Source organism: Bradyrhizobium cosmicum (genome assembly GCF_032290525.1).
In the GTDB taxonomy this organism is placed as follows: Bacteria; Pseudomonadota; Alphaproteobacteria; order Rhizobiales; family Xanthobacteraceae; genus Bradyrhizobium; species Bradyrhizobium cosmicum_A.
Window position 1 is genome coordinate 26,143 of sequence record NZ_JASXTA010000022.1, and the last position, 19,724, is coordinate 45,866.

Annotated in this window: 10 protein-coding genes and 3 pseudogenes; 9 read left to right on the plus strand and 4 right to left on the minus strand. The window is 57.9% G+C overall.

Features of this window, described 5'->3' with window-relative positions:
- Nucleotides 1-776: 776 nt before the first annotated feature.
- From QSV46_RS31190 to QSV46_RS31220, 7 genes are all read left to right on the plus strand, one after another.
- Nucleotides 777-2,549, plus strand: coding sequence for an HrpF/NolX family T3SS translocon protein (locus QSV46_RS31190; RefSeq protein ID WP_409997225.1), 1,773 nt, complete (start codon nt 777-779; stop codon nt 2,547-2,549).
- A 1,284-nt stretch (nt 2,550-3,833) separates the two neighbouring features.
- Nucleotides 3,834-4,067 (plus strand): hypothetical protein, encoded by a 234-nt coding sequence (locus QSV46_RS31195; RefSeq protein WP_314960668.1) that lies wholly within the window; start codon nt 3,834-3,836, stop codon nt 4,065-4,067.
- 114 nt (nt 4,068-4,181) lie between these two features.
- Nucleotides 4,182-5,066 carry a hypothetical protein gene (locus QSV46_RS31200; RefSeq protein ID WP_314960670.1) on the plus strand — a complete coding sequence of 295 codons (885 nt, stop codon included), beginning with the start codon at nt 4,182-4,184 and terminating at the stop codon, nt 5,064-5,066.
- A 33-nt stretch (nt 5,067-5,099) separates the two neighbouring features.
- The gene (locus QSV46_RS31205) at nt 5,100-5,639 is read left to right on the plus strand and encodes a hypothetical protein (protein ID WP_314960672.1); all 540 of its coding nucleotides are present in this window, start codon (nt 5,100-5,102) and stop codon (nt 5,637-5,639) included.
- A 2-nt stretch (nt 5,640-5,641) separates the two neighbouring features.
- Entirely contained in the window at nt 5,642-6,070 is a 429-nt protein-coding gene (locus QSV46_RS31210; RefSeq protein ID WP_314960674.1) for a histidine kinase, read from the plus strand.
- 9 nt (nt 6,071-6,079) lie between these two features.
- Nucleotides 6,080-8,179: a type III secretion system export apparatus subunit SctV gene (gene sctV, locus QSV46_RS31215; RefSeq protein ID WP_314960675.1), complete on the plus strand. Its 2,100-nt coding sequence runs from the start codon at nt 6,080-6,082 to the stop codon at nt 8,177-8,179.
- Between the two features lie 119 nt (nt 8,180-8,298).
- A complete protein-coding gene (locus QSV46_RS31220; RefSeq protein WP_314960676.1) occupies nt 8,299-8,856 on the plus strand; it encodes a tetratricopeptide repeat protein in 558 nt (185 codons plus the stop codon).
- Between the two features lie 196 nt (nt 8,857-9,052).
- On the opposite strand, the pseudogene QSV46_RS31225 reads toward QSV46_RS31220, so the two are convergent.
- Nucleotides 9,053-9,328: pseudogene (locus tag QSV46_RS31225) on the minus strand (transposase); the annotation flags it as partial.
- 26 nt (nt 9,329-9,354) lie between these two features.
- Between QSV46_RS31225 and QSV46_RS31230 the strand changes: the two are divergent.
- The gene (locus QSV46_RS31230; protein ID WP_409997229.1) at nt 9,355-9,693 is read left to right on the plus strand and encodes an ATP-binding protein; all 339 of its coding nucleotides are present in this window, start codon (nt 9,355-9,357) and stop codon (nt 9,691-9,693) included.
- Between the two features lie 112 nt (nt 9,694-9,805).
- Here the strand turns inward: QSV46_RS31230 and QSV46_RS31235 are convergent.
- Nucleotides 9,806-10,036: pseudogene (locus QSV46_RS31235) on the minus strand (TauD/TfdA family dioxygenase); the annotation flags it as partial.
- Nucleotides 10,037-10,479: 443 nt separating this feature from the next.
- Nucleotides 10,480-11,727, minus strand: coding sequence for a polysaccharide lyase family 1 protein (locus QSV46_RS31240; RefSeq protein ID WP_314960679.1), 1,248 nt, complete (start codon nt 11,725-11,727; stop codon nt 10,480-10,482).
- Nucleotides 11,728-13,048: 1,321 nt separating this feature from the next.
- Between QSV46_RS31240 and QSV46_RS31245 the strand changes: the two are divergent.
- Nucleotides 13,049-13,666 (plus strand): annotated as a pseudogene (locus QSV46_RS31245) (FMN-binding negative transcriptional regulator).
- Nucleotides 13,667-14,010: 344 nt separating this feature from the next.
- Here the strand turns inward: QSV46_RS31245 and QSV46_RS31250 are convergent.
- Nucleotides 14,011-19,581 carry an AAA family ATPase gene (locus QSV46_RS31250; protein WP_314960681.1) on the minus strand — a complete coding sequence of 1,857 codons (5,571 nt, stop codon included), beginning with the start codon at nt 19,579-19,581 and terminating at the stop codon, nt 14,011-14,013.
- Between the last annotated feature and the right edge of the window lie 143 nt (nt 19,582-19,724).

The window sequence follows — 19,724 nt, forward strand, 5'->3', positions numbered from 1 at the left end:
CGCACCGCGAGGCATCATCGAACGCCGGCCGCCGATCCGGCGGAGGCCGTCTCACGCCGGAACAGCGCAACCCCGAGCGTCGTCGCGTCGGGGCTGCCCGCCACAAGTCAGGCTTCGAAATGGCGAACGGACTCGGGCCAACAATACTGGGTCTTCGTTGGCGAAACAGCTACCGGCTCTCAGATCGAGATCTTAAGCACCCGCGATATCATCGCAACGAGGGACTCCCAACAGCCCACCTTCACAATCTTGAGTGCTCCCACACAGCCGAATGGCACCATGTTTCATCCGCTGATCGAACAGACACTAACAGTTTTGTGCCGGAAGCGCAGCGGCGGCTATGGGCCATTGAGTTCGTCACAGGACACCGAGGACTCCTTCCGAGGTTCTTGCACGAACGAGCGAACAGGACGATCTACACAATCGCAGACCCGAGTAGTTAATTGGACCGCGGTCGAACGCAAGAAGCTAGCGCCAAACACGTCTTGTGAATGCACCACAGCTTTCGGAAGGGCGTCTTTCATAACTCATCCCGAATTCTTGCGGACCGTCAGCTTCTCGACAGCTAGTTCCTTGTAGCATAGGAGCGTGAAAATCACTAGCCGGCGATGCGGATGGATTGTTGCGGAACTGAGCGCTGGGACGCACTGAGCAACCGGAAGCACCTGACAGGAGCCGTTGAGCTCCGCGTAGCATTGCTTCTTGCTCGTTGTGTCACGCACTCGGCTGCGCCACACAATCAACTTGTGGCGCTATCTCACACCAAAGGATGTATAGTGTCAGTGAACAACCTATTGCTGAATGCCAATTCAACCGCCGCTTTGTCCGGGCTTGCTCCGGGGCTCTCGTCGCTGCCGGAGCATTCAAGCTTCGAGGCGGTGCTAGCCAGCTACTCCTTGAAGGACGCGATAGGCGATCATTCGGAGCCGCCAGATTCCGACAAGCAACTGATGGAGGAGCTCGTGCAGGAGGCGCTGCATATCCTGCCTCCGACTCTCACCGATGCTTTGGACGCACCTGCGCAGACCACGGAGTCGTCCTCTGTTGCGAGCGCCAGTGTTGCAACAGCGCCTGTACCCAGCTCAAGGATCACATGGAACGGCGGCACCTTGACCAACGCCGAGTTGCAGATTGTGTCGGTGCTGAACCGTCACAAAGACAAATGCCCGCTCGATTGGGAGTCCCTTTCAGATTTGGCCAACGATCCCTCCACGCCGCCGGATCTGAAGACGGCGATCGGGGCGTTGCAGCAGGATCCTGAGCTCTTCTATGCAATAGGCTCGCAAGGCGACGGCCACTGCGGCGGGAAGATCAAGGCAGGTGATCTCTCGGGCTTTTCCTGCCATCACGCACAGCTTGCCACATTCCAAGACCAGCAGGCGCACAGCTACCAGCAAAACTACATTCCATCCGACGGTACCGGAGACGGCCAGCCGTCAATTATGACCGAGAGTGATGCATTGCGCGAGCTCTATCGGTATTCCGACAGTCTGCCCAGGAACCTCAGCCTCGCCGATTTTAAGCAGATTGTCGATGGCGAGGCAAAAGCCGGAAAATGCCCGCCGCAAGTTCTCGCGGCCGCTCAATACTTTCTCAGCTACCCTGATGAATGGAAACAGTTGTACGGTGGCTCGATAGATAAGGTCCACAAAGAGGACTTCCTGCAAGTTGCGTCATCATCGATGAATCTCACGCAAACCGAGCTGGATACGCTGGACACGATCAACAAGAATCAAGGCGTTTTTTTCGGGAAGGGCGACCTGACACAGGACAAGCTAGCGAGCATGGCCGATGACGACAGTCCAGCCCCCGACGTGCGACAGGCTGCCTCCCAGCTGCTCTCGGATCCGCTGTTGTTCGGGTTGATGAATAATTCGATCACAGGCTACAAAACCCACCATCAGTTCTTCGACTTCGGCGGGGGCCATACGGTCGATTCCGGCAACATCAGCAATAACGACTTCACCCACTTCTTCGACAACATGTCGACTGCGAACCGCACCGCGCATCAATTGAAGACGCATGTCGCCCAAACGGCCCGCGAGCAGTCCGCTGCCGCGGACATGATGATGGGCGTCGCTGATCAGCCCGACATCAAGTCTCCTAAGAAAAACGGCGGCGCTTTCATGCATGTCGTTGACGACGTGCTCAAGGTTGGCTCGAAGGTGCTCGACTGGGCTGCAACCGGAGTTGGTTTACTCGGCTTTATTCCGGGCCTCGGCGAATTGGCCGATCTCGCGTCAATGGTGCTCGAGAGCGAGGCGCAAGCAGCAACTCTTCTTCACACTGCCATTACCGGTGGCAACATCAAGCTAGCGTTGGAAGAAGCGGGCATCAGTCTTGCGTCGCAGGCGGTGGGCTGCCTCGGCGGCCCCGAGGTCAAGCTAGCCATGCGCGAAGGCTTAATGAAGCAGGCAATTCGAGAAGCCGCGACGGCTGGCATCAATCTGCCGGTTTCGATCGCACAGTCCCACGCGGAAAATTACTTGAACCAGCTGAAGGAACGCATTGAGTCCGAGCGCATGCAAGCTGTGGGCGCCAACAGCTAGTTGGAGCGACGCGCCGCCTCAGACCGTGCTGTAAGATATGCGCACTTGTGGGCCCTCCGATTGGCCGGCCACCACCTACCGATCAGTAGGTCCCGCAAGCTTTGCCTGCACGTTCGAACCCGCCGCCCGCACGCAGACACTTTGTCGTGTCGAACTTCGGCCCACGATGTGGGCAGAAGGTCCGATACACGATCAGCCTCAGTTTCATTTCGCGGCTGCGAAAGTTGCATAGGCCGGCATCTGGCTCCAATCGGACAGGCCGAAGTTATCGACGCCCACGAGAAAGCCGGATCGACATCGACGAGAATGGCAGGCTTACAAATGTGAGACCGAGGGCACATTAGGCCGCTAATGCAGAGCTGGGAGGCGCCGAGCGCCGCCGCGCGAGGCGTAGGCGTCCGCCCGCGCCGCGAAGTGGGATTGACCGCATCGCCCTAAGGCGTAGCAGGGCTAAGGGATCGCTGTTCGCGGCCGGCTCGTCTGAGCACTGAATACCTCAGGGTCGTACTTGATGGGATCGAGGCATCACCGCCGCCCGAGGAGAAGCAATCGCCAAAGAAGTGACGTCTCGCAGGCGAGCTATTCCAGCGCCTCGGTCTCAGCACGTTGGCTTCTTCGGTCCCGGTGCTGCGGGTCCGCTCGTTGAAGCTCTACCTTATGAAGAAACAGAGCGCGGGATCGATCGCTACCCGGAAAGCAAGGCTTTCCTTCACAAGTCATCTGGCCCCCAGTGTCCGCCAGAGCACTGCTCAGATACGATTGTTGATACGGAGCACCCAAGGAGACGAATTCCCGTCGACTTATTGCATTCTCCAAGTCTGGTCAGGTTATCGAAAGCTACTGCTGGCACAATGACGATAGTGGAGATTGCCTTCATCGGCATGATCGAAATTAAGATAGGAGAACGCGATGCGCATTCCGTCAAGCGCCGCTGTACACGTTGATACCGATCTCCATGCGGCCCGCGGCGACAAAAACAACTCGCACACGCCCGGCACGCATGAGAATGATGGTGCGCCACGTGCGCATGATGATGGTCGATCGTCTGGTACAACCGGCCCTGCAAATGGCGCGTCTAGTCCGGACGATAACTTGCGGAATGTGCGTTTGCAGCAAGCGTTCACAGCTGCTCTCGGGTCCGTCGGTCTCCAACTTGTGAATAGTGCGTCAGCGAGTTTCGACGAAGCCATCGCGGAGACAGAGCAGGATTCCTGATGTTGGACTTACGGCGTCAGGACATAGGGGCCGCTAAAGCGGCGATATTCGGCAAATAGGAGAAATAGCATGACCGGCAAGACAAGTGCGACTACTACATCGACCGCAGGTGGCGCGGCTGGTGCGGCTCTCGCTGGAGGAGCTGACGCGATGACTCAGGTCGCCTCACAGGCAGCGTTCGACAAGCAACTCGCCGCTCTGACTGCCGTTAGCACCCAGGCGGCCGAGAGGGATGTTCAGCTTCGCACGCTTACAACGTCGCTTTCGACGATCAAGAAGGTGGCTGATGAACGGGTGCAGTAACGGACAAGTGGGACGACATCGTCGTCCCACTTTTCGGGTGTGAATTGTCAGCGAACTCGAAATCAGCCGTACGGCATTGCCGTACGGCTGCTCTCGCTGTTGAGGAGACCGATTGTGCATGAACCGGACTGCCTGCATTTCGAAGTGCTATCGGGACTTTATTCCGGGCTGACTGGCGAGGCAGGGCCTGGATCGATCCTTATTGGCAGCGGCTTCGATGCCGATTTCGTCTTCATCGAACAAGGTCTCGAACGGCAACACCTTCGCATCACCTCACATTGCGATTCAATTGAGATCGAGGCCCTAGCCAGTCAAATCCGCGTCGAAGGTCACGAGACAATTTCCTCAAATGAGCGCGTTGTTGTCGCTCTCCCAGCCGTTATTCATGCGGGCGCAATGTCCATTCGCTGGTCGATAGAGGGTTCCAAACGAGCCGGCTCTATCCACGGCTGGCGTGTATCGATTGCGGCGCTTGCGATCGTCCTCATAAGCTCTGTCGCGATCGGCACATCAACTTTTTTCGTCCACACCGACACCGCTCTGAGCACCGATTCGCTCCCGGCCGTAGACGTTGCGCCCAAGCCGGGCCTCAGCGCTCCTGATGCTCTGACGACCGATGCAGCTGCCGAACGGCTGCAGGAGGAGGTTGATAGAGCGGGCCTTCTCAACATCAAAGTCGGTTCTGGGCCGAATGTTGTCACCGTTCACGGCACCATTACGCCCGCCTCTGTTGCAAAATGGCAGGACGTCCAGCAACGGTTCGATCACCATAGTAGTGGCACTTTTACGCTCCTCAACACAGTTGCGGTCAAGGAGGAGAAGATCCCCTCCTCAATTGCCGTTCAGGCTGTATGGCGCGGAAAGGATCCTTATCTCGTCATTGGCGATCAAAAGTACTTCTTGGGCGCGCTGTTGAATAATGGATGGACTGTCGATCGGATCGAGGAGGGACGCGTGCTGCTGAGCCGGAATGGCCGGCTTGCTGCCCTCCCCTACTAGAGTTTCACCCTCCCAGGTCAGAAGGATTTTATCATGACTAGGCTGCCCCGGCATTCTGTAGAGCCCCGCACCTCCTTTCAGAGGATCGACCTCGGCGATCATACACCTACCGTTCAGCCGACCATCTCTCAAGCCGGTGGCATCGAGATCGAGGCGGCGCAAGTAGATGATGGCAAGAGGCACGCGCCAACTTTTCGGGATAGGCCGTCGCAGGAACTGCCGGTTGGGGCCACAATCGAGGCCGCGGTGGAGATCGACTCTGTCGATCCAGTCTCGCGCGTCAATTTCGACAAGGCGCGCAGCCAAGTAGGTGAGACCGCGCCATGTTCAGAACTGGCTCGGTTGAATGGCCCCAATCTCGCAGGCAACCTGCTCTCGTTCGTCACGCCGCACTTACGTCATTGGGACGTTCTGCGTGCAGACAAACATGGCCTTCTTCTCGAAACTCTGGCTGTTGCGCTGTCGGCGGCGCCAGAGGATTCGGTGTCACGTGAAGGGATCGGTGTGCTGCAGCAGGAGCTGCGGCGGCTAGTTCTGCTCCGGCAGAATCAGAACGGCTTAATCAAAGGCTAGCAATGGCCGAGGTTGACCGAGGGCAACACCTCACGCGTATTCCACCGCCAAACGTGTCCAAAGACCGTGAGGTGCCGCTGATCTCTGAACAGGAGCTTGAGTTGCTCTGCGCGCTTTCCTATGTCCACCTTGCTTGCGGGAACAGCGCCGAAAGCTTGGCTCTGCTGCGATTCGTGGCTCACGAACGCTCTCAGAACGTCGACCTGCTGCGCATTCTGGCCTACGCTCTGGTCTCAGAGGGCAGCGGCCATGAAGCACTCGCGGTATTGGATAGGCTGGACACTTTTGACGGCCAGCCGTCTTCGCGCCTGCCTCTGATGCTCTTGCGCAGTCACGCCCTGCGCAAGAGTGGCCGCATGGCTGAGGCGCGAGCCACCTTTGCACGCTATGTTTCGTTGCGGGGCAGCGCAACTCGGTTCGAACAACAATAGGGGCTGCGCATGGCCAACGTCCTACGCAACCTTATTGCGCGCGCGCCGGCCCATCCGGACTTGATGGTCGCGTTGGTTCTGCTTCTGGCGATCGCCCTGATGATCATACCGATCCCGATCGTAGCGATCGACACGCTGATCGGCTTCAACCTTGGCTTGGCCATATTGCTGCTGATGGTCGCCCTGCATCTCAACACGCCAGTCGACTTTTCGTCCTTGCCGGGCGTGATCCTTATCTCTACCGTCTTTCGTCTGGCGCTTACTGTCGCAACGACGCGGCTGATTCTCGCTGAGGGTGATGCCGGTAGCATCATTCACACTTTCGGCGACTTCGTCATATCGGGCAACATCGCCGTCGGAATTGTCATATTCCTAATCGTGACGATGGTGCAGTTCATGGTTCTCGCCAAGGGCGCCGAACGGGTCGCAGAGGTGTCGGCGCGCTTCACACTCGATGCGCTGCCCGGCAAGCAGATGGCGATCGACGCGGAGCTGCGCAACGGCCACATCGATCAGCACGAAGCCCGCAGCCGGCGCGCCGTGCTTGAGCAAGAAAGCCAGCTTCACGGCGCCATGGACGGCGCTATGAAATTCGTCAAAGGCGACGCCATCGCCGGGCTGATAGTCATCTGCATCAATATGCTAGGTGGGATCAGCATCGGCCTGCTTTCCAGGGGAATGTCGCTCGATGAGGCGCTGCATCAATATACGCTGCTGACCATCGGTGATGCGCTAATCTCGCAAATTCCGGCGCTGCTGCTGTCGATCACAGCCGCAACTATCGTCACCCGCGTCAACGGGCCCACCAGGCTCAAACTCGGTGCCGATATCGTCAACCAACTTACAGCGAGCACACAAGCACTACGGCTGGCAGCCTGCGTGTTGCTTGTGATGGGACTCGTGCCCGGTTTCCCCCTGCCTCCATTTGTTATCCTGGCCGCATTCTTTGCCGGCGCGAGCTATTTCAAGGTTGGTACGCAAAGTGGGAAGATAGCTGCCAAAACGGACGCCGGTGTCACCGGTTCGAGCCCGGGCCCAACACAAGCCGAGAAGCAAACCGTCCCTACGGAGGCACTTCCGATCGCGCTATTCCTCGCCCCCAATCTGACACATGCAATCGGCAAAGGAGAGCTCGAGCAATGCATCGGACGCGTTTCGGCGCTGGTCTCAGCCGATCTTGGCATCACCATTCCACGCATCCCCGCCCAACTCGATCAGCGCTTAGCTGAGTCGCAATTTAGGGTGGATGTCGAGGGAGTCCCCGTTGAAGCGGATTTCGTTGATCCGGCGCAGCTCATGCTTAACGATGACGTGGCGAACATTGAATTGAGCGGTATCCCGTTTCGGCAGGAGACGGACACAAGCCGGATCTGGATCGAACAAGAGCATGCGCCGGCTCTCAAAGCCGCCGGAATAGGATATCATAGTCCGAGCGAACTCGTCGGCTTACGCATCCATTCGACATTGACACGGTACGCACAGCGCTTGCTGGGCATTCAGGAGACGCGTCAATTGCTCGACCGGATGGAGCAGGAGTACGCCGATCTGGTGAAGGAGGTGCTACGCACGACGCCGGTTCCCCGGATCGCCGACGTCCTGCGCCGCTTACTGGACGAGGGCATCCCGATTCGCAACACCCGCCTGGTGCTGGAGACGCTGGCCGAATGGAGCGAACGCGAGAAAAGTGTCGTGCTGCTCACCGAATATGTTCGCTCCGGTCTGAGTCGGCAGATCTGCCATCGCTATGCCAATGCCCACCGTGTCGTGGCCGCCTTTATCATCGAGCGGGAAACTGAGGAGATCGTGCGTGGAGGGCTGCGTGATACCGCTGTCGGCCCCTACCTGGTCTTAGAGGATTCGCAAACCGAGAAGCTGCTTTCCCAATTCCGTCGGATCCATGCAGGCATCGCATCGGGTCAAAGCCGGCCGGTCATTCTGGGTTCAATGGATATCCGGCGTTTCGTCCGCGGTTTTCTCACCCGCAACAGTATTGATCTACCTGTTCTGTCCTACCAGGATCTCGCCTCCGATTTCACGATCCAACCGGTTGGATCCGTCAAGCTCACGGCAGCCAAGGAGAAGGATTTGTCAGCGGAGCCGCGTGGTTAGTCGCCGCAGCGGGTTTATGAAGCACAGCAGTTGATCGTGTGATGGACGTTATGATGCAACAACAAATCGGGCGGCAGCTGTGTCCTTTTGGTCCAGGCTCATGCTCCAGGCTTCTCGCAGTGCTCGCCATTCTGCTGGTCGGCGGTTGCGTTAGCTTGGATAAGTCGGGTCTTCGAGTAGGGGAGGCGCCGCGACCAGAGTTGCCAGCTAGCAAGGATGTCGATCCTGCCGTGCGCGAGCCCATTGCGCACACACTACTCCGGGATGCCGATGAGGACACCCTGCGCGCTGCTTTGAAGCAACAGCCCGGCAACGTTGATGCGGCGATTCCTTTGGTGCGGGCCTTACTGACGCAAAAGCACCCGGATGAGGCGCTTCAGCTACTGGACAGCGTCTTGCTTGCAGCGCCTGGCGATCTGCGTGCACTGAACGCAAAAGGCGCGGTCCTCGACAGCGAGGGACGTCACCGTGAGGCACAAGCGCTATATCAACGAGCCCTTGCAACGGAGCCAGACAATGAGATGTTGCGCAAGAACCTGAACCTTTCGCTGGCACTTGACCGCAAGGTCGAGAGCGGAAACGCCAGCTTGCAAGCGCCGTCCGACGTGGCGCATGCGTTGATCACTCGAAATAGCCTGGCTCTCACCGAGGCGCATGTTCGCGCGTCGCCGCCATAGGCGCTCGTCTGGCGATGCCTCTCGCCATGCAGCGCGTGGCAATGCTCGAGATGGCCCAGTTTCTCGGACCGAATTTGGCGATGGATGAGTCTCTCCTAATCATGGCATTCAGTCGACGTCTGCCGGGCGCGGATGCGCACGAAAAACGCATGCAGCGGACATCGATCTTGTCGGTCTTGACGTGAGCCTGGGCAATCGCTTTCGGCTGCTGGCTCTTCGAAAACTTGGCGAGCACGTTGGCGGTTTTGTGCACCCAGCAGCGCTGCTCTCGCGTTTTCGGCCAGATCTCGCCGGCGGCTTTCCAGAAGCCGAGTGCGCCATCGGCGATGACGGGCCGCGGGGAAGCATCGAGCCCGCGCCGCTTCAGATCGAGCAGCAGATCGCGCCAGTCGTGCGCACTCTCGCGGGCGCCATCGGTGAAGCCGACCAGTTCCTTGCGGCCTTCCGGCGTCGCGCCGATCAGCACCAGGATGCGTCCAATACCATCGCGCCCCTCGCCTGTTCGAGGCTCTCGCCCTCGCGCGCGGCGACGGTCGCTCTGGCCGCACGCTCAAAACCCTCGGCCGCGTTCAACTCCTGATACTCGACGATTGGGGCTGTCGGTTCTCAATCCGCCCGGCCCGCGCGACCTTCTCGAGATCCTCGATGATCGCCACGGTCGCGCCTCGACCATCGTCACCAGCCAGATCCCCGTCGAACACTGGCAACGACATAACCCTCGGCGACGCCATCCCGGACCGTCTCGTTCACAACGCTCACCGCCTTCAGCTTACCGGAGAACGCATGCGAAAGAAGAACGTCCGCAATCAAACTCTTGACGCCGCCTCAAACCCCTGAACCGATCACCATGTCGGTCGAAGCGGCCGCTCAGGATCGCGTGAAATATCTGCTGACGATCAAACGAAACGAGAGTTCACCATCGAGTGAAATCGCCGCTCACCATCACCGAAATGCGTACCAAACAAGCAGCAAACCGTTCCCGCTGCACGTCATCAAGATGCCCCTGATCACGGAAGAAGATCACCTTGTGTTCGAGCAGCAAGCTGTTGATCGCAGCGATGGTTCGGCTCTGTAAATCACCCGACAGCTTGATATTTCTGATTTCAACACCGATGCGCGCTGCGCGCTTGACGACGTCGGTCGGTGGAATGACACCGTCGGTCGAAGCTGTTTCTTTCACTGCGAATGCTCCAAGCTTTGCGGAGTCTTCAAGCGTACGAGAGCGCACGGCAGTTAAGGTCACTCGGTTTCGAAGGCGGACCTCGCGTTACGGGCACTCTCGAGCAAGCACCATGCGAGCCGGAAACGGAGCCGTGAACGACGGTCAGGTAGCGGATTGGATGATAATTCGAACAGTTTGCCAGGAAGTCGATGCCGTCTCCCATCGTCGTTCCAATCCGAACCCGCAAAAGTAAAACTCTGAGACGAGCCCCCGGGTCGGCGGCGAAAGGCATAGGGCGCATAATCGACAGGATTGTACCGCTCGGCACCGAAGAGAAAGGCCCTACGGTCCTCGTGCAACGTCGGGCAGCCAGCCGCGAGTGCCGTTCTCGTCCAGTATCCGCCTTCCGCTCAACGTTTGCGGCAAACGGCACAGTCTCGAGCGCGTCTGCGAACGAGCCATCACCGGCTCTCAAGGTGTCCGGGACCTGCCCTGGCCGTAATCACGGCCGGAACATCATCCGCTCGAAATGGAAGAGGAATACATGACCTTGGAAGAGCTCCAAACGACTGAACCACGGTTTCATCCAGGCGAAAGCCATTGAACCGCGGCACTGGAATGGCGATGTTCTCGATGCACCGGCGTCCGAGCACGGTGAGGCAGATGTTCTGCATGGTTCCGCTGGCTTTGCCTAACAAACCAAAGATATGCCCACTCCCAGTCTTTATAGGTGTTTCAATGTTGTCAAAGTAATTACCCTCAACCAGTGCTTGCACAGATGATCCAGCATCCACGGCATGGAAAAATCCGCCGCTTTGTTGCGCATTCGTGTTGTGGAAGTAATTGTTAACGAGATGAATAACGGCGTGCGCACCGTCAATGTGCGGCGCCCGACCCGAGATCTCATGGAAATAATTATTTGCAATAGTGATCGTCTGCGGGACACCAAGAAACAGGAGATTCCAATAGTGCTCCCCGTTACAATAGGAGGAATAGGTATCGCTGCCATCGAAGTCGTTCCAGGAAATCGTAATATTCGTCGTAGGGCCAAAGCCGCCGGCAATCATCTGTCGCCCGATATTATGAAATCGGTTGTGATCGATCCAAACCAGGTCGGCACGTGCAATTGCAATAGCATCGCCGGCAAATATCACGCCTTGATTGACATCACTGATGGTCAGGTTGCGAATAACGACGTTGCTCACCCCATTGAGGTGCAGCCCCTTCCCTTTGATTGTAGCGCTCGGACCAACGCCGATCACTGTTTTGTTTGAGCCAATTTCCAGCGGGCGCTTGCCGGCCCTGTCGAAGCCGACTAACGTCTTTTCCTTGCCATTGCAATGCGCGTCGTTGCCATCCATAAGGAGAAGGGACTCACTCTTGTAAGGTGCCGAACAAGCGCGGCCGTATTGGCATCCCTGCCCCTCGCCTTGCCCTTCCGTACCGGTAAAGTCTATGGTTCCGATTACCTGGATCTCGCGCGGACTATTGTCATTGCACTGCCCGAAGCTGTACGAACGACATAACTCATGATTCAGCGCTTCGGTTGATCTGACCTGAACTATCTCGCCTCCAAGGCCGCCCGTCGCTGCAGAGCCAAAGCCCTTGGGGGCTTCCGATCGCACATTGTTCGATCCGAGCACGGAAGTGACGCCGAGGACGACAGCAAGTCCGCCGAGCAAGCGCAACGAACGCTTGATGTGCTTCATCGTGTTCGTCATAGGCATATGCTCTCTCTGTTACCCGGAACATCCGCAAGAGGACTTGAACTCTCGAACTTAAATGCTGAACTGGAATAGGCCATCAGTATGCGGCGTTAACGCCATCAGATCGTCCTCAATAAGGCAGGATCGGAATATCGGAGCCATGCTAAGCAACAGCCGTAGTGTGCGGCCGCAGGCTTGGTATCAGCTGCGATGGATCCGGGTAGCCATTGAACGATCACAGCCGATGAAAGCAGCGGTCAATGCTTCGAGAGCCTCGACAGAATGAAGGCAGGACTCCCGCGGTTCACCGTAACGCGCAGTCGACAGCTCAACAGGATGCGACGACCGATCGGACATTGATACAGAGCGACAAAGTCCACGCATCGCGCCCCAGAGATATCTCAGATCGAGCACTGTCCTTCTGCCGGCGAGATGGATTGATTAGGCGAACCGGCAGCCATTCGGAAACGATTTTCCCGCAGTTCAACACAGATCCCGCCTAACATGAAGATTCGAAATATCCTGGGCGAAAGACCGAGTGAGATGCCGAAAAGCTCTAACCTCCTCGATAACGACCGTTTGATCGAGATAAGCTTGGCAATTCCAGAATACTGAAGGCTGCAACATGTTGGCCTGGGCGAATGGGCCGTCACTCGTGAAGTTTAGATGAACCGGCGGGAGGCGCTTCGGCGCTTCCGCATTTTCAACCAACACCAGAACGCGTTGTGCATGAATAGCTCGCATCGCGCGGGAAACAGATAGGTGGGGCGGCTAGGATCCTCGAGTTCCTGGATTGCACGTCGGATGTCAGGCCCGTTCGTTTGGGATATAGATGGTCTAGATTGGCCCCATATATCGCGTGCCGGACACACACGAGAGATGCCTCCTATCGATTTCATGACCGGCAATCATCACGCCGACGGAATGGCTGCGATCTCCTTGTTTTTGATATGTCCCTCCAGTCCGGGGGCGGATGTAGCACAGCCAGTCACACGAACTGGAGGTGATGCGGCAGGGCTCAGCCGCAATTCTGGTCGTTCCACTCAAAGCCCTGAGGCGAAGCTGCTCATGTGCCGCAGTCATCGCCGCGAAAACCCGAATTCGTCTGCAAGCGCCGCGTGGAAGGCAACGGCTGGCCAGCTTGCAAACCCGCTCTCCGATCTGCACCTCTGACGCACCATAGGTTAACTGTGCCCAGGGGGCTCGCGCGGAGGAATGACACTACCCACCAAAACTGGCTGTTTCTGTGATCCAGCATGAGGCGTACTCCAGTTCAAATCATGTGTCGCCCCGTCTTCCGTGGGGCTGCCGGGGAGCCTCGCCGATGTATACGCCGCCCTGCTTCCAAGTTGTCGATATCGCCGACCTTCAACGGACGATGCGCGAGTCACGCTCGGCGACACTGATCACCGCCACTCCCGAAGGGCTTGCTGGAACGATGCTGCCCGCAGTACTCGACGAGAGCGAAGGCTCCATGGGTACGATTTACGCGCACGTGGCGCGTGCGAATCCGCAGTGGAAGCTGGCACCGACCGGCGAGGGCATGGCCATTTTCGCTGTGTCGCAGGCCTATATCAGCCTCTCCTGGTACGTGACCAAGCACGAGAGAGGCGGGGCCATACCGATTGGAACTATGTCGCTGTGCATGCCCACCGGCCGGTCGAATTCTTCGATGATGCCGATCGGCTGCTGGAGGTGGTCACGCGAGTGACCGATGCGCATGAGCGCTCGGGCAAAAACTGCTGGGGCACCCCTGCCAATTTCATTAAAGCGGAGCTTAAGGGGATTGTCGGTCTGCGAATGCAAATTACACGGCTCGACGGCACGCGGAAGATGAGCCAGAATCGCAACGCGGCCGATCGCGCCGGCCTCATTGAGGGCTTGTCGAAGAGCGACCGTGATCGAATCCCGTCGGGTGGCTCACTTGATTCCGAAAGGATGACCAACCCGCACGACCTATTGTAAACGCCGCCGTATCACCTGGATTTCCTCCATTTCCTCGATGGCGATTTCCGTCATTTCTCGCGAACACTCCTTCTCTGCTTTCGTCCGATTCCGCTCGACGGCCTGCAAGGCTCAAGTGATTTGCAAAGAGCCCTCGAAGCGTCTTGAATCTGACCGCAGCGTCGGAGTTTTCTGACAATTCGCGACAATTTGCGCTCGCTCCAACACTCCCCGACGGGCAGCAAGAAGCGAATGTCTCAAATGCCCAACGCCGCTCGCTTCTGTCACGAAGATCGGGGCTCCCGGAGCCCCTGCTCGACATCGAAATCGAGCCTCAGACGTTCAAGAGACCTGTTCAGCCCGATTCACGCCCTCCGGCGCAACGGGCATGCTAAACTGAAACACGGCCCCGCGAGGATCATTGGCGCCCGCCCACATCCGGCCCCCGTGCGCTTCAATAATAGAATGGCAAATGGCAAGCCCCATGCCCATGCCATCGGATTTGGTGGTGTAAAACGCCTCGAACACGCGGTCTGCGCTGTTTGGATCGAGTCCTGGACCCGTATCCCGAAAAGCGACCACTACATTATTCGAGCCATCAGTCCGGGTAGCGATCAGTAATTCGCGCTCGCCTTCGTTGATCTCGCTCATTGCCTCGATGGCGTTCGTGATCAGATTGAGAATCACCTGCCGCACCTGAACGCGATCTGCTCGAACGAGCGGCAACGCCTCAGGCCGCCGGGTTCGCACCCACACTTCATGTCTTGCGAGCTCCGCGCCAACTAGGGCCAGCACCTCTAAGATCACTTCGTCAATTGCAAGAAGCTCCGTTTGTATCGGAGCCTTATTCATAAGAGCGCGGATCCGGCGGATCACGTTCCCCGCGCGCATACTGTCACGGACAATCAAACCGAAGGTCTGCCGAACTTCTTCCAGATTTGGGGGGTGAGCACCGAGCCAATTTAGCCCTGCCCCCGCATTGCTGCTGATCGCCGCAATCGGCTGGTTCACCTCATGGGCGATCGAGGCGGCCAGCTGTCCCATTGTCGTGATCCGATTGGCGTGTGCAAGGCCCATCAGAGTTTCGCGATAAAGTCGTTCGCTTTCACGGGCTTCAGCTTCCACTTTCTTTCGTTCTGTCAGATCGAGGACGAAGCCAACACCGTGGTCCTGTCGCTCATCGAATACGGCGATGCCAATTAGCACCGGCACGCGGCTGCCATCCTTCCGAATATACTCTTTCTCAAACTGCTGAACAGCTCCGGTCCTTTTTGCTTCTGTCCGAGCATCCATCGTGCGCTCGTGCCATTCTGGAGGCGTCAGGTCGAGACCGTTCACTCGCCCTGCGAGGAGATCCCCTTGGTCGTATCCAACCATGGTGAGGAAGGCCTGATTTGCCTCGATGATCTCGCCCCCTTTGCGGATGATAAAGATTCCGATGACGTTGGCGTCGAGTAGGCGACGGATTTTCGCCTCCCGTTGCTGCACTTCGCTGTACAACCGGCTGTTTTCCAGCGCTGTTGCAGCTTGAGAGGCAAGCATTTTCAGCACCGAGTTGCGCGCAGCCGAGAATATGCGCGGGGCGAGATTATTCTCCAGATAAAGTGCGCCGATCAGCTTGCCTTGCGTGATCAGTGGCAGGCAAAGAATAGAACGCGATTTGCGCTTGCGGATATACGGGTCTTCCGCAAATGAAGGCTGGGCGGCAGCATCTTCGAGAATGACGTTGTCGCGGACACGTAGGACAAAATGCAGCACGGACTCTGGAAGAGCCATCGGAGTCACGGGCTGTTCATCCACCTTTACAAGCAGCGCATCCGCTACCGTTGTGGCTTCCGCCTCGATCCGTGGCTCGCCCCCATCCAGCAGAATCAACAAACCTCGCTCGGCGCCAGCCTGCTCAATGGCAGTCCGCATAAGCGTGTCGATTAGTTTTTGAAGCACAATCTCGCCGGAAATCGCCTGCGACACTTTTGTCACCGTCGCCAGATCAAGATGCTCAACCGGAGCTCCGATCCTCATGCCATTCACGGCAAGAGTGGTCTCCTCATGGTTGAGATGGGGATTCAGCTCGTCGAGTTGACGCACCTTACCATCTGCTCCCCAACGAAGGTAGCCATGCCGGGCGTCCTGCAGGTAAACCCGGGAGATCCTGTCAAAGCCGCGCGCTGCATAAAAGCGGGCTGCAAGTTCACAAGCGACCCCCTCGTGATGGGCGAAACCGTTACGTCCTGCGGTCTGGATTGAGTGTTCGTACAGTCGCATTGCGTCTGCATCCCGGCATTCCAGCCTCGCAATTTCAGCCGCGACCAAGGAAGCCCGATTGTCAAAGTTTTCGGGGCAATTCGTGGCCCATATCTGCAGCTGTCTGTGATGGGCATCAATCATCTCTCGATGTTGCTGTTGTTCGCTTTCACACAGCCTGTCGCAGTAACAGGAGTGAGACAGCGCGCCATAGAAGTGAAACTCCGCGATCAAGGACTCTGTCGGGATGGTCCACAATCGGGGCTCTGCCTTCGAGCGAGCAGCAATAGCTGCAGGATAATCGCCGGCCAGAAACCGCGCCTGAAGCTTGCGGATCCAGTAGACGGTTTCGCTCGGTGACAGCTCCGGACTGCGTTCAAATGATCGTTCGATGTCCAGCTCGTCAAATTGCTGATCATCGAAGGAACCGAATGAGCGCGTGAGGCCGCGCATGGTTCTAATAATTGCGAGCTGTGCAGTCATGGCATCAGCAGCAAACTTGACCTTTCTGTTCCGTATCGTAGGAAGGCTTTTCTCTATCTCGTTCTGCACCTCTTTCAGGGGATCTCCTGCCATCATCATATTTGAGGTTAGATGAACCAAGCTGTACGCCTCATAGATGAAATCGCCGATGCTGTTCGCAGCTTCGAGCGCTCGCCGGATCAACACTCGTCCGTCCCTTAGGGGCTTGGTCCACGGGATCACGTTGCCTCCGATCGCCAAATAGACCGGAGCCCGAAAACGAGAGAACTGACCGCGATCAACCAGATCGCACGCAAGACGACCAAATTTATCAGCCGCTTCGTAGTCACCGAAGCGGCCGGCCGAGATTCGGCCCAGCCATGCGTAGTGGGTGCAAGAAGCATCAGTGTTGCCGTATTCGAGGCTGATGCTGACGGCTCTGCAGATGACCAGAGCGGATAAATTCACGTCCGTGAAACCTGCGGCCGGAAGAATGCGCGTCAAGACGGAAAGCGTGGCAAGCGTGATCTGATCTGTCATTTCAGGCAAGCCAGCGAGCTCCTCGATCGCACCCGGCAGCTGTGACCACATCCGCTGATATTCCGCTAATGTCTCCTGGTCCGTCGGATGCCGCGACCACTCGATCCCGACATCGCGAAGATATTCGAGACCTATGAGCACCGCTCGGCCGTGCTGACCGAGCGTCAAGTAAAGATCGACCCGCAAACATGCGACCTCCGCTCGTTCGGGCGCGTTCAAAGCGCGCTTCGACAGCTCGGACAGGAGGCACTCCGCAATCTCCAGCCGGCCTACCAAGAATTCACATTCGGCCCGACTGGTTTCCAGTGCGAATGCGAGTTCGTGGCGCCTTTGCCACGAATCCTGCGCGAGCAGCGCAGCACCGACAGTGAAATATGTCAGTGCCGAGGCATAGGCCGCCGACGCCCTGGCACGCTGCCCTGCGATTAAATTTAGTTCCGCGAGCTGCTCCCGCTCCTGACCGGAAGCGATGAGCGCGACACCTCGATTGAGTTGACTGACAATATCGAAGATAGCCTCCTCACGTTTGTGCGCAGGGACATGTGCCGCAAGCATCCGACCGATCCGCAAATGGGCAGGAGCGCGCGAGGATTCCGGCACCAGCAAGTAAGCCGCCTCTTGCACGCGATCGTGGACAAAGCGGTAGACTGTTGCCTGGCGCGAGACCAGTTCCTGCCGGATCGCTGGCCATAGCCTCGCCTGCACCTGTGCCTGTGACGTTTCGAGCACGATCGCAAGCTCTGCCGTCTCGGCCCTGTTGCCGAAACAGGCCAGCTGTTGCAGCGCGTCCTGCGTTTCGTCGGGCAGCCGGATGAGCTTACCGAGCATCAGATCGACGACGTTCTCGGTGTACGCTTTTGCGTGAATGCGCTCGATATCCCAACGCCAGCGCGCCGGCTCGTGATCGAACGTTAATAGCTGCTCTTCGGCAAGTTCAGACAAGAATTGAATGGCAAAGAACGGATTGCCCATCGTTTTCTGATGCACCAAATTTGCAAGCGGGGCAGCGCGTTTTGGTCCGCAACGAAGGGTGTCCGCGACCAACTGCCCGACATCGTCTGCAGTGAGCGGCGACAGCGTGATCTCCTCTAGATTTGCGTCCGATCTCCTGATGGACTCGAGCTTGCGTTTGAGTGGATGGCCTGCATCAACTACGTTGCTGCGGTAAGCTCCAATGACCAGCAGGTGCAGGTCCGACTGCGTCAGAAGATCCTCGATCAGGTCGAGCGTTGCGGCATCGTGCCACTGTAAATCGTCGAGGAAGAGCACCAATGGATGGGGTCGCCGGGCGAATGCACCAATAAAGCGGCGAAGCAGGAGCTGGAAACGATTTTGCGCTTGCCGGGCTGGAAGCTCAGCAGGCGCGGGCTGCTCACCAATGATCAGGCTCAGATCGGGGATCAATTCGACCATCAGCCGTCCATTCGCGCCGAGCGCCTCCCGGAGCGCTTGCCGCCAGGTCGCGAGTTCGCCCTCACTTTTGCTGAGAAGAGGACGCACAAGACTATGAAAGATTTGCACTAATGTTGCATAGGGAACATCGCGTTTCAGTTGGTCGAATTTGCCTGATGCCAACAGTCCGCGCGAGGGTACGAGTACCTTATGAAGCTCCTGGACAAGCGAGGACTTACCGATGCCGGAGTAGCCGGCAACCAGCACCAACCTCGGCGCGCCGCTCTTCACCGCGCGATCGAAAGAGCCAAGCAAGGTCTCGATGTCGCGGGCTCTGCCATAGAGCTTCTCGGGGATGAGCAACCGATCAGGTGTGTCGTCTGCGCCGAGCTCAAATGTGTCGATGCGACCGTGGTTGGCCCATACGACCAGACAGTGTTGCAGATCGCGCTCGAGGCCAGCGGCAGTCTGGTAGCGGTCCTCGGCGGTTTTCGCGAGGAGTTTCATCACAATCTGAGAGATTGGCTCCGGGAGGTTTTGCGATTTCTCGACAGGCGGTGTTGCTTTTCTTGCAATATGACAATGGATCCACTCCAAGGGATCTGAGCCCGTGAACGGCAGCGCGCCGGTCAGCATCTGATAGAATGTCACGCCAAGTGAATAGAGATCACTGCGACAGTCGACTGAGCGATTCATTCGTCCGGTCTGTTCGGGCGCCATGTAGGGCAGCGAGCCGGCGATGAACTCGGCAGGGTCAGGCGGCACGCGCTCGCGGGAAAGACGGGAAGCCAGACCAAACCCAGTGAGTCGCACCTGTTCGTCGGGACAATCGACCAGAATGTGAGCGGGTTTCAGGTCCTTGTGGACCAAGCCGTGCTGGTGAAGCTTGCTCACGGCCTTTGTGATACCAACAGCGAGGCGCAGGAAGCGCTCGGGCTCCATGCGGATCCCGAGCAAATTTAGCAGTGGCTCGCCGCATGGATCCTGCAGGACCAGCATCGTCCGACCAGCTTCCCGGATGAGTTCCAACGGCCGCACCGCCCATGCCTCGTCTAGCTCCTCCCTCAGCTCACATTCATGGGCGAGGCGGTCGAGCGTCGGTGGGTGTTCCGCTATGGGCCGCACGACAAGCACGACAGCCCTGCTGCCGTGGATTTGCTGGCGCCACGCACGGCAGAACGCGCGATCACCGTCCTCCCACAGGGGCTGGATGTCCTGGATGTCACTGTCGACATTTGAGCCGAACAGAGTTCGGCTGAGGGGGTCCCGCGGCATTTGCCAGCCCAGTCAATAAGGATGAGCCAAAATCTGACACATATGGGGCGAGCTTGTGAAGGGACTTCACGAAGTGCGCTAGTACCGATCAAGGCCGCCAATGACGGGACCGCGGCAACCAAGATGCGACTTACACACCCAAT

Bases quoted from the DNA above. Each gene is read 5' to 3' on its own strand.
- QSV46_RS31195 (WP_314960668.1), top strand. From the start codon at position 3,834: ATGACCGGCAAGACAAGTGCGACTACTACATCGACCGCAGGTGGCGCG.
- QSV46_RS31205 (WP_314960672.1), top strand. From the start codon at position 5,100: ATGACTAGGCTGCCCCGGCATTCTGTAGAGCCCCGCACCTCCTTTCAG.
- QSV46_RS31210 (WP_314960674.1), top strand. From the start codon at position 5,642: ATGGCCGAGGTTGACCGAGGGCAACACCTCACGCGTATTCCACCGCCA.
- sctV (WP_314960675.1), top strand. From the start codon at position 6,080: ATGGCCAACGTCCTACGCAACCTTATTGCGCGCGCGCCGGCCCATCCG.
- QSV46_RS31240 (WP_314960679.1), bottom strand. From the start codon at position 11,727: ATGAAGCACATCAAGCGTTCGTTGCGCTTGCTCGGCGGACTTGCTGTC.
- QSV46_RS31250 (WP_314960681.1), bottom strand. From the start codon at position 19,581: ATGCCGCGGGACCCCCTCAGCCGAACTCTGTTCGGCTCAAATGTCGAC.